A 14,092-nucleotide genomic window follows, 5' to 3' on the forward strand; every position below is an offset into this window, starting at 1 on the left:
TGCAGCTGACGGATACTAATCGATCGAGGACTTAACCTATAAGAAAAGCGGAGACGACCGTTTAACCGCTGAGGCTGGACAAAGAAAAAATTGCACGGTTGATTGATGTACGATGTCTGTTTTATCCGGTTTTGAGCGAATAAAAATACTTTTTTGTAAAAAACGCTTGAAATTTCCAGTGAGATCTGATATACTAAATCTTGTCTTGTGAAAGTAGTCCAGTGATAATGGCGAAGAGGTCACACCCGTTCCCATACCGAACACGGAAGTTAAGCTCTTCAGCGCTGATGGTAGTGAGGGGCTTCCCCTTGTGAGAGTAAGACATCGCTGGGCTGCAATTCTCAAAGAGAATGAACTATACAAAGGTCATTCGTTTCATTATTATTCCGCAGTAGCTCAGTGGTAGAGCAATCGGCTGTTAACCGATCGGTCGTAGGTTCGAGTCCTACCTGCGGAGCCAAATGGAGAGCTGTCCGAGTGGCCGAAGGAGCACGATTGGAAATCGTGTATACGCTAACCGCGTATCAAGGGTTCAAATCCCTTGCTCTCCGCCAGATTTATACAATAGATAATATACATATGGCCCCTTGGTCAAGCGGTTAAGACACCGCCCTTTCACGGCGGTAACACGGGTTCGAATCCCGTAGGGGTCACCATTCTATTTAAAGACTCGTACAACAGTACGTGACTGATTGAGCGAATGAAGCTGACGCAGTAATGCGAAGCTTATCGCACTCCCGTTAAAATTGGGAGAAGCGAGTAGAACAAGGAAGCGATTGAGTGAAAGAAGGAGCGTACAACGGTACGTGACTGATTGAGTGAATGAAGCTGACGCAGTAATGCGAAGCTTATCGCAATTTTAACCCGGAGGATTAGCTCAGCTGGGAGAGCACCTGCCTTACAAGCAGGGGGTCGGCGGTTCGAACCCGTCATCCTCCACCATAATTATTATCGCGGGGTGGAGCAAATCTCATAACGCAGAATGTGATTTGTGAAATTTACTAAAAGGAAATTTCAACTAACTCCCATAAACAGCTGGATGCGTAGGATTTAAAAGTCTTACAACTATTATTATCGCGGGGTGGAGCAGTGGTAGCTCGTCGGGCTCATAACCCGAAGGTCGCAGGTTCAAATCCTGCCCCCGCAACCAAAAGGTCCCGTGGTGTAGCGGTTAACATGCCTGCCTGTCACGCAGGAGATCGCCGGTTCGATCCCGGTCGGGACCGCCATTATATGTGGCTCAGTAGCTCAGTCGGTAGAGCAAAGGACTGAAAATCCTTGTGTCGGCGGTTCGATTCCGTCCTGAGCCACCATATTTATCACCGTGCCGGTGTAGCTCAACTGGTAGAGCAACTGACTTGTAATCAGTAGGTTGAGGGTTCAAGTCCTTTCGCCGGCACCATGCTCTTGGTGGGGTAGCGAAGTGGCTAAACGCGGCGGACTGTAAATCCGCTCCCTCCGGGTTCGGCGGTTCGAATCCGTCCCCCACCACCATCTTTACAGGGGCATAGTTTAACGGTAGAATAGAGGTCTCCAAAACCTTTGGTGTGGGTTCGATTCCTACTGCCCCTGCCATTACAGTTGCAACTCAATATTATGGCGGTTGTGGCGAAGTGGTTAACGCATCGGATTGTGGTTCCGACATTCGAGGGTTCGATTCCCTTCAGCCGCCCCATCCATGCAGTCAAACATAAATACTAATATTATGGCGATTGTGGCGAAGTGGTTAACGCATCGGATTGTGGTTCCGACATTCGAGGGTTCGATTCCCTTCAGTCGCCCCATTTAAAGCTTTGGGGTATAGCCAAGCGGTAAGGCAACGGACTTTGACTCCGTCATTCGTTGGTTCGAATCCAGCTACCCCAGTTTCGCGGAAGTAGTTCAGTGGTAGAATACGACCTTGCCAAGGTCGGGGTCGCGGGTTCGAATCCCGTCTTCCGCTCCACTTTTTCTACGGCGGCATAGCCAAGCGGTAAGGCACGGGTCTGCAACACCCTTACCACCGGTTCGATTCCGGTTGCCGCCTCCAGTATTTTATGTACGCTGTTGGATATTATCATTATATGCCCGAGTGGTGGAATGGCAGACACGTCGCACTCAAAATGCGATGCCGCGAGGCGTGCCGGTTCAAGTCCGGCCTCGGGTATCCACGGAAAAAGCACAACAGATGTTGTGCTTTTTCATTTTCATAGCTTCTCTCTATTTACTATTTGGATCTGAAAAGCCCTTGCAGCAAGGTTGCAAGGGCTTTTTCCTTAGAGACCTGAGATTGGATACACATCGTTTTTTGAGAAAACAATTATTCAATACTATCGTCTATCTCAATCGCTGCTTGTCCTTTATGTAAGACATAGGAGGTAACATCGCCTCCGCTAATGCTAGTGAACATATTCCCGCATGCTTCTGTTAGCTTATATGCTTCTTCAGCTTCCATTAACGGACGAATGAAGAATATGTGCAGTGCATCGGTCGTTTCTTCAGTAACCGCTGTACGGACCGAATCGACGAAAGGGCTGCCGAATGGGCTGTAATCATCTTTTAGTACCAAAATATTCTGAAGCGAGTTGAAGCGGCCGTTAAGACCATCATATCCATCCTCTTCGCTACCTCTGTCCAGTCGGATATTCCCTACAATTTTATGTAGATCGTAAATACCTGCTGGAATTTCGTATTGCAGAGAAAAGAAAGTATTCAAGTCGACTGCACTATGAAAGGGCATTAAATAGTTTTGCTTTTTTACTCTTCTAAAAAGAGCTTCTGCTGAAGGACGATAACGGTTCGGATCTGCACCTAACTTTTTCCAAGCATCTCGCCATTCCTTTATTCCCGAGAATTGAGTGAGCTCTTTTTGTTCTAACTCAAAAAAGAGCTGTTCTTGAAATAATTGCAAACGACCTTTTAGCATTTGGGGAGATTCTGTGACGGTAATTTTGGTATAATGATTAATGCCTAATTTTAAGTTTGGTAACCGTTCAAATACTGTTGGCTCGATATCAAATCTCAATAAGATCACCCTACTATTCTTTTTGTCAATTTTATCATATAGGAGGCGGATTGGTGTGAATGTCGCTCAATTACAACAAGAAATACGAGATTATGCGATGGCCATTGGAATAGATAAAATCGGTTTCACGACTGCAGCTCCATTCCGTGAAATGAAAAATAGGCTTAGACGGCAGCAAGAGTTAGGGTTTCAATCAGGCTTTGAAGAAGAAGACATCGAAAAACGGACAAATCCTGCTTTGCTTTTAGATGAAGCTGAAAGTATTTTATCTATTGCTGTTGCTTATCCGTCCAAAATGGAGAATCCACCTAAAGGAACGAAGAGTGAACGAAGAGGGATCTTTTGCAGAGCGTCTTGGGGTGTTGATTACCATACGGTTTTACGGGAGAAGCTATCGCTCTTAGAAGATTATATTAAGGAAAGGGTACCGCAAGCACATTGCCGCTCTATGGTCGATACAGGGGAGCTAGTCGATCGGGCAGTAGCTGAAAGGGCTGGCATCGGCTGGTCCGCAAAAAATTGCTCAATTATTACTCCGGAGTTTGGGTCTTATGTTTATCTTGGCGAAATGATAACGAATATCCCATTCGCGCCAGATCGGCCTATGGAGGATGAATGTGGAGACTGTACGCTTTGTTTAGACGCCTGTCCGACTGGAGCTTTAATCCAAGGTGGGCAATTGAATGCTCAGCGTTGTATTGCATTCCTGACGCAAACGAAGCAATCCGTTCCTGAAGAATTTCGTGCAAAAATCGGAAATAGGGTTTATGGTTGCGATACATGCCAAACGATTTGTCCAAAAAATAAAAGAAAATTTAATTTACATCAAAATGCATTTCAGCCTGAACCAGAATTGGTCAAACCGCTATTAAAACCGATGCTTACTTTATCCAATAGGCAATTTAAGGAGACATATGGGCATATGTCGGGTTCATGGCGTGGGAAAAATCCTATTCAGCGGAATGCAATCATTGCACTCGCACACTTTAAAGATGAATCGGCGGTACCTGATTTAATAGGCCTAATGGAGAAAGATCCGAGACCAATGATTCGCGGCACAGCTGCATGGGCGCTTGGCCAAATAGGGAACTCGGAAGGGCTCGAAGCAGTGCAAAGAGCTTTACCGAATGAAGAAAATGAAGAAGTGTGTAGTGAAATGAGAAAAGCAATCGAGACTGTGTGAAGGAAGTGTACTTGAAATGACAATACATGTAGCTCTTTTTGAACCTTTAATCCCTGCTAATACGGGAAATATAGCAAGAACTTGTGCAGGAACAGGCACGAAGCTTCATTTAATCAAACCACTTGGTTTTTCTACAGATGATAAGATGTTAAAGAGAGCAGGGCTCGATTATTGGGAACATGTCGATATCACATATCATGAGGGACTCAATGAATTTTTTAATGCTTTTCCGGACGGAGAATTTTATTTCATTACGAAGTTTGGCAAGCAGACGTATTCTTCCTTTGATTTTACAGATACAACGAAAGACATCTTCTTTGTATTCGGCAAGGAAACGACAGGGCTTCCTGACGAAGTGGTTGCTGAAAATGAAGAGCATTGCTTGCGCATTCCGATGAATGAACATATCCGTTCATTGAATTTATCCAATACAGCAGCGATATTAATTTACGAAGCACTGCGGCAACAATCATTTTTGGACTTGAAATAATAAAACGGGACAGCCGATCATGGCATGTCCCGTTTTTTGATGCTTATTTTTTCACTTTACCAGGTTTATCTTCATAGCCGCCTGTTAGAATTGCTGATAAGAAAGCGAAGCAAACGCCCATAATAAGGATTAGTTTCATCGGGTGTACCTCCTGTAAAATCATTAGTCCTTTATATAGTATACCTTAAACGTGCTAAAATTGAAATGTCTGTCATACGTAAATGTGACATTGTTTCAACAATGATTAATGCGGCAAAAATAGAAGCTGGTAAGCAAACAGCAAGGCGAAAACATATAAAAGGACAGGAACTTGCTTCCATTTTCCTTTTACGACCTTCAATAATGGGTAGGTGATAAACCCTAATGCAATTCCCGTTGCGATGCTCGATGTTAATGGCATCGTTAAAATGACTAGAAATGCAGGGAACGCTTCATCAAACGAATCCCAATCGATATGCTTTACTGTGCCGATCATTAGGCTACCAACGATGATTAATGCAGGAGCTGTAATGGCGGCGACATTGGATAGGGCACCGACGACAGGACTGAAAAATGCTGCGCCAATGAATAAGACAGCTACGGTCAATGTCGTTAAACCAGTGCGTCCCCCAACCGCAACACCTGAAGAAGATTCAACATACGCAGATGTCGGGCTTGTTCCAACCATAGCGCCTGCAGTTGCGGCAATTGAATCCGCAAGCAATGCATGTCTTGCGCGAGGCAATGACTTCCCTTTCATGAGACCAGCCTGCTTTGCTACGCCGATCATCGTGCCTGTCGTATCAAATAATGTCACGATAAGAAATGCGAATACAACCCCATAAAGCCCATGTGAAATCACATCTCCTACTGCCTCGATTGGATTCCAAACAATAATTCCTTCGGGGAGATGGGGCAGCTTCCATGGTGCTCCTTCAAATTGTAATTGCTTTGTGAAAAAGGCTACAATCCCAGTAAAAATCATGCCGATAAAAATGGCTCCATAAACATTCAAAGTCATTAATACAATTGTGACGAGCAATCCGAATAATGTTAAGAGTACGGGCGGTGATGTTAAATCACCTAATTTTACAAGAGTCGATTCATGTGACACAACTAAGCCGGAAAGACGCAAGCCTAAGAAAGCGATGAAAAGTCCAATGCCTGCTGTAATCCCATGCTTTAAATTTTCTGGAATGGACTCAATGAGTTTTTCACGGAAAGATGTTAAGGATAGCAGTACAAATAAAAGACCTGCAACGAATACGGCAGAAAAAGCTGTTAAATAATCAAGCTGTCCATCTGAAGCGATAACAACTGAAGCAAAATACGCATTCAACCCCATTCCGGGAGCTATCGCAATCGGATAGTTCGCAAATAACGCCATCCAAAGTGTGCCTATAACGGTTGCTACGATTGTTGCCAAGAATACTTGGTCAAATGGTACGCCGGCATCAGACAAAATGATCGGATTTACGATAACGATATACACCATAGTCAAAAAAGTAGTCATGCCCGATAGTAGTTCTGTTTTTACTGTTGTATTTTTTTCTTTAAGTTGAAACAAGTGAATATACCCCTCTCAAAACACGAACAATTTTACATGCATTTATAATATTATTCGTTTTACACACGAAAAGCAACCATTATCTTAATACAAGTTCGAAAAAAGTATTTATTCATTGTACAATTAGAGAAAATGATAAAGGAAGGTAAAGTCCATGACATCAATTTATCGCAAGGAGCTCACTTTATCGAACGGCGTTGCAATGCCTCAATTAGGATTAGGTGTTTACAAAATGACTGACCCTAAAGAGACGGAGACTGCTATTTCATACGCATTGGAAGTTGGTTATCGAGCAATTGACACTGCTGCAATTTATGAGAATGAAATGGAGACTGGAAATGCAATCCGCCAGTCGGGCATTCCGCGTGAGGAATTGTTCATTACATCGAAGGTTTGGAACAATGATCAAGGATATGATGAAACATTAAGAGCCTTTGAAGTTTCATTGGAAAAGTTGGGTGTCTCTTATTTGGACCTTTATTTGACCCATTGGCCTGTTGCTCATAAGTATGTAGATACGTATCGTGCAATTGAGCGTCTTTACGAGGAAAAGTTAATTCGAGCAACAGGTGTGTCCAACCACCATGCCCATCATTTGAAAGAGCTTTTTAAAACGGCAAATGTACAGCCAATGGTGAATCAAATTGAAGTTCATCCAAGGCTTACGCAGGAACCGCTAAGGGAATTTTGTGCGGAACACGGAATCGTTGTCACTTCTTGGTCTCCTCTAGCGAGAGGAAAGTTAATGGAGCATCCAACTTTGCTCCATATTGCGGCGAAGCATGGCAAAACGACTGCCCAAGTCATCATCCGGTGGCATTTGCAAAATGGATTAGTCGTCATCCCGAAAAGCGTCACTCCTAAGAGAATTAAAGAGAACATCGAAGTGGCGGATTTTGAGCTTACACTCGAAGATATGATGACGATCAATGCACTGAATATGGATGAACGAACAGGGACTAATCCCGAAAAATATGACACACTATAAATGTGACTTTTGAACCTGAGCCTTTCCTCACAATTCATAGTATACTAAGAGTAGATGACAGAGTAATAGGGAGGAATTGTTTTGTTCAGAAGTAAAAAAACAGAAAAAAATGGTGCTGTATTAATTGAGGAAATTGAAAAATTAAAATCTGAATATGCCAATAAAAAAGCTGAAGAGATGGATCGACTGCGCGAGTTGAAGGACGAGTTGCATGCAGCTGTTGACCAGCATGAGAAAGTGAATGCACAGCATACTGTTTTAGGGGATGCAGTAACAGAAATTGAAAAGAAATTTGACAATGTTGGCGAATTAAGCGAACAATCTACTGAAAAATCAAATGAGTTATATGAGAAAGGCTATTCTTTGGAAGAAAAAGCGCAGCGAATGGTAGAAGAGGCTACTGAAGGTACGAAAGAAGTCCATGCGACAGCAGGTGTAATTAAGGAGTTAGGTAGTCAAATCCAGTCTTCCGAAAAGAATATGTCGAATTTAAGTGAACGTTCCGTTGAAATCCAATCCATCGTCGGTGTCATTGAAGATATCGCTGCACAAACGAATTTATTGGCATTGAATGCTTCCATCGAAGCCGCAAGAGCAGGGGAGTCAGGAAAAGGATTTGCTGTCGTCGCGCAAGAGGTTCGTAAATTGGCAGAAAGCACATCTGACAGCACAGCGAATATTCAAACGCTGACGAATGCGTTGCGGGATGAAATTGAACAAGCTCTTGCTGCAACGAAGAAAAGTGCAGCTCTTATTGAAAAAGGCATTACCGTCAGCATGGCAACAGCAGAAAAAATGGAGCGGATCTTAGGTACTGTTGAAGAAAGCAAAATAGATATTACAGCAATTCAGGAAATGATTGAAGAGCAGAAGAAATTGGCGGAGCGGGTGAAAATGGAGCTATCGGATGCCAATTCATTATTCAGCGAAGCGCATGCACTGATTGTTGATCATATTGATGACGCGAAAGAAGTGGACTTACGCCTGGAAAATGGCATAAGGCAATTATCATTCTCATAAAAACAAGCCGGAGTCCTGTTGAGGGTCCGGCTTGTTTCAGATTGTTGACAAACGCTCGCATACTGCGAATCGAACAGCAAAGAGTTGGTTCGATTTGCCTTAATTTCTGCGTTCTTTGCAGAAATTAAGGCAGCTTTACGATTAAGCATATTTAGGTTGCCTTCCTTGACAAGCGTTTTCAAGCCAAGCTGGGCAAACATATATCTCATGACTACAAACCTTTAAAAAGACTGTAGATATAGTGAAAAGATACTTTGTTTCATACGATCCATTCAATTGTAATCGGTTTTTCTGTAATTGGATGTTCGAATGAAATCTTTTTCGCTGCCAATCGATACTGCCCGTCCTCAGTTGGACTGCCATCATATAACGTATCGCCAACAACGGGGTGGCCAATATGTGAAAAATGTACACGGATTTGATGAGTTCGGCCAGTTACTAATGAGGCTTCAACCGTCGTGGAATCAGACCTTCTCTCCATCACGCGAAAATGGGTAGTCGCTTTTTGGCCAGATGGGGATACTCTTCGTTTCGTAGAATGATGCCGATCGCGCCCGATCGGATAATTGAGCACGCCTTTCGTTCGCTTCATGACCCCTTCAACTTCTGCATGATAAATTCTCGTCACTTCATGCTGCTCCAATTTCCGATCCATGATCGATTTAGCAATTGGATGCTTTGCACATAGAATAATGCCGGAAGTCCCCTGATCTAAACGATGGATATGCTCTACGTATTCTCCGCCATTCGTCGCGATAGATTTCATCATTGCATTCATGAACGTACCGCCATTATCTTTTTCATTCGGATGGACCGAAATGCCTGCGGGTTTTACGGCAGCGATTATATGCTCATCTTCGAAAAGTATGTCGACTCCACTTACATCATCTTGTTCATAGTCGGATTTCGCATGAAAGTGAAAATGTAAAACAGCATTTAGAGGCAAAGGAATCCGCCAATCAACCGGTTCGCCGGAAGGATCTGTCACCGCCTTGTCCATTCGCATTTGATGGACAGTTTTTTTGCCGATTTTCCACTTGTCAAGTAGCAGCTTTTCAATTGTCAGCTCTTCTTCATCTACTACATAGTGAAAATAGTTCATTGGATTATTCCTCATTTATTAACATAGCGATCAAAGAAAGCTTTAATATCTTCTTCAGGATTATTTGGCAAACCTGACATTCTGCCGACTTCTTTACCGTCTTCATAATGGATGAGCGTTGGCCAAGATTTAACGCCATAAGGTTGCGCTTCTTTTCCAAACTCCAACATATTGAATTGGTAAATATGGATGCCTTCCTCTTTTGCCAAAGGCATTAGGATTGGCGTCATTTGTTGGCAATATTGGCATTCTGGAGAAAAGAAGTATGCCGTCACTGATTCCCCGGAAGACACCTTGTCATATAAATCTTCTGGAAGTACGATGTTGCTATAGTTTTCATTGCCGATTAATGCGATTGTTGATTTAGATAAGTTATCCGTTCCGTAAGGGTTATCTTTCAGTTTCTCTTTGTTTGATTGATTCGTCAAGACGACGATTAAAACAAAAATCGCAACGATGACTCCCCCGATAATAAGCAATTTCTTCATTTTGTAAACTCCTTTTGCCATTTCATCATGAACAGGCTTGTAATGAAAATAAGTATGAAAGCTAGTAGGGCCATAAATGGAATTGTAATAAACCCTAAGTAATTGACGTATTGTCCCGTACAAGGGACATTCCCGCATGCAGGGGCACTTTCCTTCAAAAAGCTAAGTTTTTGTATACTATAATGGTAGAGCGACATGCAACCGCCAATGAGAGAAAATAATGCTGTCGTCAATGCAATGTTACTATTTTTTTGAATTAAAGCGATTCCTGAAATTAATATAAGCGGATACATTAGGATCCTTTGATACCAACATAATGTACAAGGTTCAAAGCCGCGCACTTCGGAAAAATACAATGAACCTAATGTTGCAATCAAGGAAACTGTAAAGATAAATAACAGGCTATTTTCCAATCGTTTTGGCATCTGTTCAACTCCTGTATCAAAGACTTATATATGATTATAGTGTGTGGATGGGACCATGTAAAATATTCACTCTCCTTGACTTTTTAGCCGTAACTTGGGTAAACATGGAGAGAGGTGATGAAAGATGAGCGAGGAATTTGATTTATCTTCATTTGAAATGAGTATGATTATCCGACAGATGGAAGAAAAGGATATTGAAAAGATTTTGCGTATGCAGGAAATTTGCTTTCCCGGGATGGAGCCTTGGGAGGAAGAGCATTTGAAGAGCCATTTGGCCATTTTCCCTGAGGGGCAAATCGTTGCCGAGTTGGATGGTGAAATTATCGGCTCGTGTTCGAGTTTAATGATTAACTTTGATGAATACGATGATCGACATACTTGGGATGATATTTCGGCACACGGCTACATAACGAACCATAATCCTGAGGGCTATAATCTGTACGGTATTGAAGTGATGGTCCATCCCGATTATCGACGGATGAAAGTAGGGCAGCGGCTATATGATGCAAGGAAGGAACTTGCCCAAAGGATGAACTTAAAGTCGATTATTATCGGTGGCAGGATTCCGAATTACTATCAGTATGCGAATGAAATGTCTGCAAGGGAATATGTAGAAGCAGTTACAAGGCATAAGATTTACGATCCTGTGTTGACGTTTCAACTATTGAATGATTTTACATTGATGCGCATTAATCCGAATTACTTGCCTGATGATAAGGCATCTAAGAAATATGCAACATTAATGGAATGGAATAATGTTGATTATAAAGCGACGACGAAGCGGCATTATAAGACGAGTTATCCAGTTCGTATATGTGTCGTGCAATATTTAATGCGGAAGATCTCTTCATTTGAAGAGATGGCAAATCAATGTGAGTACTTTGTCGATGTTGCATCAGACGCCAATTCCGATTTTGTAGTCTTCCCGGAAATCTTTACGACGCAGCTGATGTCTTTCTTGGACGAGCCTTCCCCGAGCCGGGCAGTCCGCAGGTTAACGGAGTTCACTCCACAATACATCGAGTTATTCACCAATTTGGCGGTTCGATACAATGTGAACATTATCGGAGGATCACACTTTGTTGAAGAAGAGGATGAGGAAGTATATAACATCGCCTATTTGTTCCGTCGGGACGGTTCAATTGAAAAGCAGTATAAAATTCATATTACACCAAATGAGCGGAAATGGTGGGGAATTAGCCAAGGCGACTCGGTTCGTGTATTTGACACGGACTGTGGGAAAATTGCTATTCAAATTTGCTATGATATTGAATTTCCAGAGCTTGCCCGCATTGCGACCGATAAAGGGGCAAATATTATTTTTACACCATTTTGCACAGAAGACCGGCAAGGCTATTTACGCGTTCGTTACTGTGCGCAAGCCCGAGCAATCGAAAACCAAATTTACACAGTCATTTCCGGCACGGTAGGTAATTTGCCTCAAACGGAGAATATGGATATTCAATATGCGCAATCGGCCATTTTTTCCCCATCGGATTTTGAATTCGCGAGGGATGGAATTGTTGGCGAAACGAATGCCAATTTAGAGACGGTATTGATTGGCGATGTGGATCTTGAAATACTTCGTCGTCAAAGGCAGGACGGCACTGTTAAACAGCTAAAAGACCGCAGACATGACGTATACCATGTAGAATATAAAAAGGATTAAAGAAAAAGAGGATTGGACTTTATCAGCATTGCACTGCTCTGGATTCGGTACACGAAAGAAAACGTTAAAAAGCATAGTATATGGGGACGCAAATCATACTTGAATTGGTGTCCCTATTTTTGTTGATATATCAATGTTTAAGGCGAATATCGATAGGAAATAGCATTACAAATGGTCAATGAATTAGCATATAAATTTATGTGTACCTGTTAATTGCAATGAAAAAATGCTTGTTCATTGAAGTTAGAATAGTTTCTTTGTAAGTAATCACAAAATAATTGATAACATCGAAGAGGACAAGGGCCTTTGTGCTAAAATTGTTGATAAGAGGACGGCTTATTTAACAAACGGAGCCAGACAGGAACTGGAGTGATAAAAAATGGCAAGTCAGGTTTTCGGTATGCTTGTTCTTTGGATTGTAGGGTTATTCATTCTATATCTTGTGATTTTTAAAGCTGTCAAAGATGGAATTAACAGGTCGGTTTTAGGGCAATCTCTCGAAAAACCATCCGACCAAGGAGTAAATAAGAAATCATGGCTTGACGATGATTTAGATAATTAACGATTTAGTCTGTAGCTGCAGTCGGAAACGTTTGTGGAACAAAGGATAGGGCAAGAAAAAATGCTTAGGCATAAAAAACCTAAGCATTTTTTCTTGCTTTTCAACTGTCAATTCGGTTGTGAACGATACGCGATAGTTGATAGTTGGGATGTATTCTTATGTGTTCTTCCCATCAACCGAACCTGTTACAGAAAGATGGATGCTTTTCTATTACGATTCGATGGAAAGGTCTGCTGTACCTTTCACTTCTTTATCGCTATGTTTCATGGCTTCCAAGTACAGGATATGATGGCCTTCGACATCTTTAACTGTAAATTCATAGCCTTGTTCAATGATTTTCTCGCCTGGTACGGCTTCGAAACGTTCTGACATGAACCAGCCGCCAATCGTGTCGATATCTTCTTCGTCAATATCAATATCGAGCACTTCGTTGACATTTTCAATCAACATTTTAGCGTCTAATATATAGTGGTCTTTATTGATCATTTGAACTTCCGGAACCTCGTCCATATCGAATTCATCTTGGATTTCTCCGACGATTTCTTCCAATATGTCTTCAATTGTTACAAGACCGGATGTACCGCCGTATTCATCCATTAATATCGCCATATGGATTCTTTCCCGCTGGATCTTTAGGAGCAGATCACCGATCGGCATCGTTTCAATCACTTTTATGACGGGCTGGACATATTCGCTAATTTTCTGCTCGCCTGTTGCCGAGTCTTTAATGTATGCGGTTAAAAGATTTTTCATATTGACAAGACCGATGACGTGGTCCTTATCGCCATCTGTGACAGGATAGCGTGTGTACTGTTCAACACCGACCATTTCAAACATTTCACGCATGCTCATATCTTTATCAATTGTCATCATTTCTGTCCTTGGCACCATGATCTCTTTCGCGACACGATCGTCAAACTCAAAAATCTTATTGACAAATTTATATTCGGACTGGTTGATTTCTCCGCCTTTTAGACTGTCTGACAGAATCATTCGTAATTCTTCTTCTGAATGGACGACTTCGGATTCTGAAACAGTTTTGTACCCTAAGAGGCGGGCGATTAATCTTGCAGAGCCGTTCATCCCTTTTATAACGGGATACATAATGTTATGAAATAGTATTAGCGGCCGTGCAACGGATAAAGTGATGGCTTCGGCACGCTGAATTGCTATTGTTTTAGGAGCCAATTCACCTACAACGACATGTAAAAATGTCACAACTGTGAATGCGATGGCGAATGAGAGTATCGTTGCCACATTCGGGGCTAAATCAAAATATGAAAACAACGGTTTAAGAAGCAGCTTTACAGTAGGCTCTCCTAACATACCAAGCCCCAAAGCAGTTATAGTAATCCCTAATTGGCAGGCGGATAAATACTCATCTAAATTTCCTACAACTTTTTTGGCCGTTATAGCTTTACGGTTACCTTCTGCAACAAGCTGGTTAATCCGTGTTGTTCTTACTTTCACGATTGCAAATTCGCTCGCAACAAAAAATGCGGTGAGTGCGATCAAGGCAGCAAATGCTGCCAATCGTATGGCAATTTCCAAATAGACTTACTTTGCCCATCGCCCAAATGAGGGGTAGAACAAAGTGTACACCTCCTGTAAGGAT

The 14,092-nt window shown here is 42.2% G+C and carries 12 protein-coding genes, 16 tRNA genes and 1 rRNA gene; 23 read left to right on the plus strand and 6 right to left on the minus strand.

Translation table 11 applies throughout. From position 1 onward, the window contains the following. Positions 1 to 217 precede the first annotated feature (217 nt). The 17 genes from rrf to WFH04_RS09730 all read left to right on the plus strand — a co-directional run bounded on the left by rrf (position 218) and on the right by WFH04_RS09730 (position 2,146). Positions 218 to 333, plus strand: a 5S ribosomal RNA gene (rrf, locus tag WFH04_RS09650). A 52-nt stretch (positions 334 to 385) separates the two neighbouring features. Beyond that, a tRNA-Asn gene (locus WFH04_RS09655) sits at positions 386 to 460 on the plus strand. 3 nt (positions 461 to 463) lie between these two features. Beyond that, a tRNA-Ser gene (locus WFH04_RS09660) sits at positions 464 to 554 on the plus strand. Positions 555 to 581: 27 nt separating this feature from the next. Then, positions 582 to 656, plus strand: a tRNA-Glu gene (locus WFH04_RS09665). Positions 657 to 866: 210 nt separating this feature from the next. Then, a tRNA-Val gene (locus WFH04_RS09670) sits at positions 867 to 942 on the plus strand. Positions 943 to 1,075: 133 nt separating this feature from the next. Beyond that, positions 1,076 to 1,150, plus strand: a tRNA-Met gene (locus tag WFH04_RS09675). Positions 1,151 to 1,153: 3 nt separating this feature from the next. Continuing rightward, positions 1,154 to 1,229, plus strand: a tRNA-Asp gene (locus WFH04_RS09680). A gap of 8 nt (positions 1,230 to 1,237) precedes the next feature. Next, positions 1,238 to 1,313 (plus strand) — tRNA-Phe (locus WFH04_RS09685). 13 nt (positions 1,314 to 1,326) lie between these two features. Beyond that, positions 1,327 to 1,402 (plus strand) — tRNA-Thr (locus tag WFH04_RS09690). A gap of 7 nt (positions 1,403 to 1,409) precedes the next feature. Then, positions 1,410 to 1,494 (plus strand) — tRNA-Tyr (locus WFH04_RS09695). A 7-nt stretch (positions 1,495 to 1,501) separates the two neighbouring features. Next, positions 1,502 to 1,575 (plus strand) — tRNA-Trp (locus WFH04_RS09700). 24 nt (positions 1,576 to 1,599) lie between these two features. Beyond that, a tRNA-His gene (locus WFH04_RS09705) sits at positions 1,600 to 1,675 on the plus strand. 33 nt (positions 1,676 to 1,708) lie between these two features. Next, positions 1,709 to 1,784, plus strand: a tRNA-His gene (locus tag WFH04_RS09710). Between the two features lie 10 nt (positions 1,785 to 1,794). Continuing rightward, positions 1,795 to 1,866 (plus strand) — tRNA-Gln (locus WFH04_RS09715). Positions 1,867 to 1,870: 4 nt separating this feature from the next. Beyond that, positions 1,871 to 1,945 (plus strand) — tRNA-Gly (locus WFH04_RS09720). Between the two features lie 10 nt (positions 1,946 to 1,955). Next, positions 1,956 to 2,029 (plus strand) — tRNA-Cys (locus WFH04_RS09725). A 36-nt stretch (positions 2,030 to 2,065) separates the two neighbouring features. Beyond that, positions 2,066 to 2,146: transfer RNA gene (locus WFH04_RS09730), tRNA-Leu, on the plus strand. Positions 2,147 to 2,299: 153 nt separating this feature from the next. Here WFH04_RS09730 and WFH04_RS09735 read toward each other — a convergent pair. Continuing rightward, a complete protein-coding gene (locus WFH04_RS09735; protein ID WP_336823848.1) occupies positions 2,300 to 3,004 on the minus strand; it encodes a B3/B4 domain-containing protein in 705 nt (234 codons plus the stop codon). Between the two features lie 55 nt (positions 3,005 to 3,059). Here WFH04_RS09735 and queG point away from each other — a divergent pair, with 55 nt between their 5' ends. After that, a complete protein-coding gene (gene queG, locus WFH04_RS09740) occupies positions 3,060 to 4,187 on the plus strand; it encodes a tRNA epoxyqueuosine(34) reductase QueG (RefSeq protein WP_336823849.1) in 1,128 nt (375 codons plus the stop codon). Positions 4,188 to 4,203: 16 nt separating this feature from the next. Then, positions 4,204 to 4,677 (plus strand): tRNA (uridine(34)/cytosine(34)/5-carboxymethylaminomethyluridine(34)-2'-O)-methyltransferase TrmL, encoded by a 474-nt coding sequence (gene trmL, locus WFH04_RS09745; protein WP_336823850.1) that lies wholly within the window; start codon positions 4,204 to 4,206, stop codon positions 4,675 to 4,677. A gap of 244 nt (positions 4,678 to 4,921) precedes the next feature. Here the strand turns inward: trmL and WFH04_RS09750 are convergent, their stop codons facing one another. After that, positions 4,922 to 6,223 (minus strand): NCS2 family permease, encoded by a 1,302-nt coding sequence (locus tag WFH04_RS09750; protein ID WP_336823851.1) that lies wholly within the window; start codon positions 6,221 to 6,223, stop codon positions 4,922 to 4,924. 154 nt (positions 6,224 to 6,377) lie between these two features. Between WFH04_RS09750 and WFH04_RS09755 the strand changes: the two genes are divergently transcribed. Together WFH04_RS09755 and WFH04_RS09760 are read left to right on the plus strand one after the other, a co-directional pair. Continuing rightward, complete coding sequence (locus WFH04_RS09755) at positions 6,378 to 7,211, plus strand: aldo/keto reductase (protein WP_336823852.1); 834 nt, start codon at positions 6,378 to 6,380, stop codon at positions 7,209 to 7,211. Between the two features lie 81 nt (positions 7,212 to 7,292). Then, complete coding sequence (locus WFH04_RS09760; RefSeq protein ID WP_336823853.1) at positions 7,293 to 8,231, plus strand: methyl-accepting chemotaxis protein; 939 nt, start codon at positions 7,293 to 7,295, stop codon at positions 8,229 to 8,231. A gap of 259 nt (positions 8,232 to 8,490) precedes the next feature. Here the strand turns inward: WFH04_RS09760 and WFH04_RS09765 are convergent, their stop codons facing one another. The 3 genes from WFH04_RS09765 to WFH04_RS09775 are packed head-to-tail and all read right to left on the minus strand — an operon-like array spanning position 8,491 to position 10,246. Further along, the gene (locus tag WFH04_RS09765) at positions 8,491 to 9,333 is read right to left on the minus strand and encodes an RluA family pseudouridine synthase (protein WP_336823854.1); all 843 of its coding nucleotides are present in this window, start codon (positions 9,331 to 9,333) and stop codon (positions 8,491 to 8,493) included. Positions 9,334 to 9,344: 11 nt separating this feature from the next. Continuing rightward, the gene (locus tag WFH04_RS09770; RefSeq protein ID WP_336823855.1) at positions 9,345 to 9,821 is read right to left on the minus strand and encodes a thioredoxin family protein; all 477 of its coding nucleotides are present in this window, start codon (positions 9,819 to 9,821) and stop codon (positions 9,345 to 9,347) included. After that, the gene (locus tag WFH04_RS09775) at positions 9,818 to 10,246 is read right to left on the minus strand and encodes a disulfide oxidoreductase (protein WP_336823856.1); all 429 of its coding nucleotides are present in this window, start codon (positions 10,244 to 10,246) and stop codon (positions 9,818 to 9,820) included. The genes WFH04_RS09770 and WFH04_RS09775 overlap by 4 nt, the downstream gene beginning before the upstream one ends. 124 nt (positions 10,247 to 10,370) lie before the next feature. Between WFH04_RS09775 and WFH04_RS09780 the strand changes: the two genes are divergently transcribed. Next, complete coding sequence (locus WFH04_RS09780) at positions 10,371 to 11,915, plus strand: GNAT family N-acetyltransferase (RefSeq protein ID WP_336823857.1); 1,545 nt, start codon at positions 10,371 to 10,373, stop codon at positions 11,913 to 11,915. Between the two features lie 379 nt (positions 11,916 to 12,294). Continuing rightward, on the plus strand, positions 12,295 to 12,477 hold the full coding sequence (locus WFH04_RS09785; RefSeq protein WP_336823858.1) for a hypothetical protein: 183 nt from the start codon (positions 12,295 to 12,297) through the stop codon (positions 12,475 to 12,477). A 210-nt stretch (positions 12,478 to 12,687) separates the two neighbouring features. Here WFH04_RS09785 and WFH04_RS09790 read toward each other — a convergent pair whose 3' ends face one another. Continuing rightward, positions 12,688 to 14,028 carry a hemolysin family protein gene (locus WFH04_RS09790; protein WP_336823859.1) on the minus strand — a complete coding sequence of 447 codons (1,341 nt, stop codon included), beginning with the start codon at positions 14,026 to 14,028 and terminating at the stop codon, positions 12,688 to 12,690. Between the last annotated feature and the right edge of the window lie 64 nt (positions 14,029 to 14,092).

It is taken from the genome of Sporosarcina sp. USHLN248, assembly GCF_037144575.1.
Taxonomy (GTDB): Bacteria; Bacillota; Bacilli; order Bacillales_A; family Planococcaceae; genus Sporosarcina; species Sporosarcina contaminans.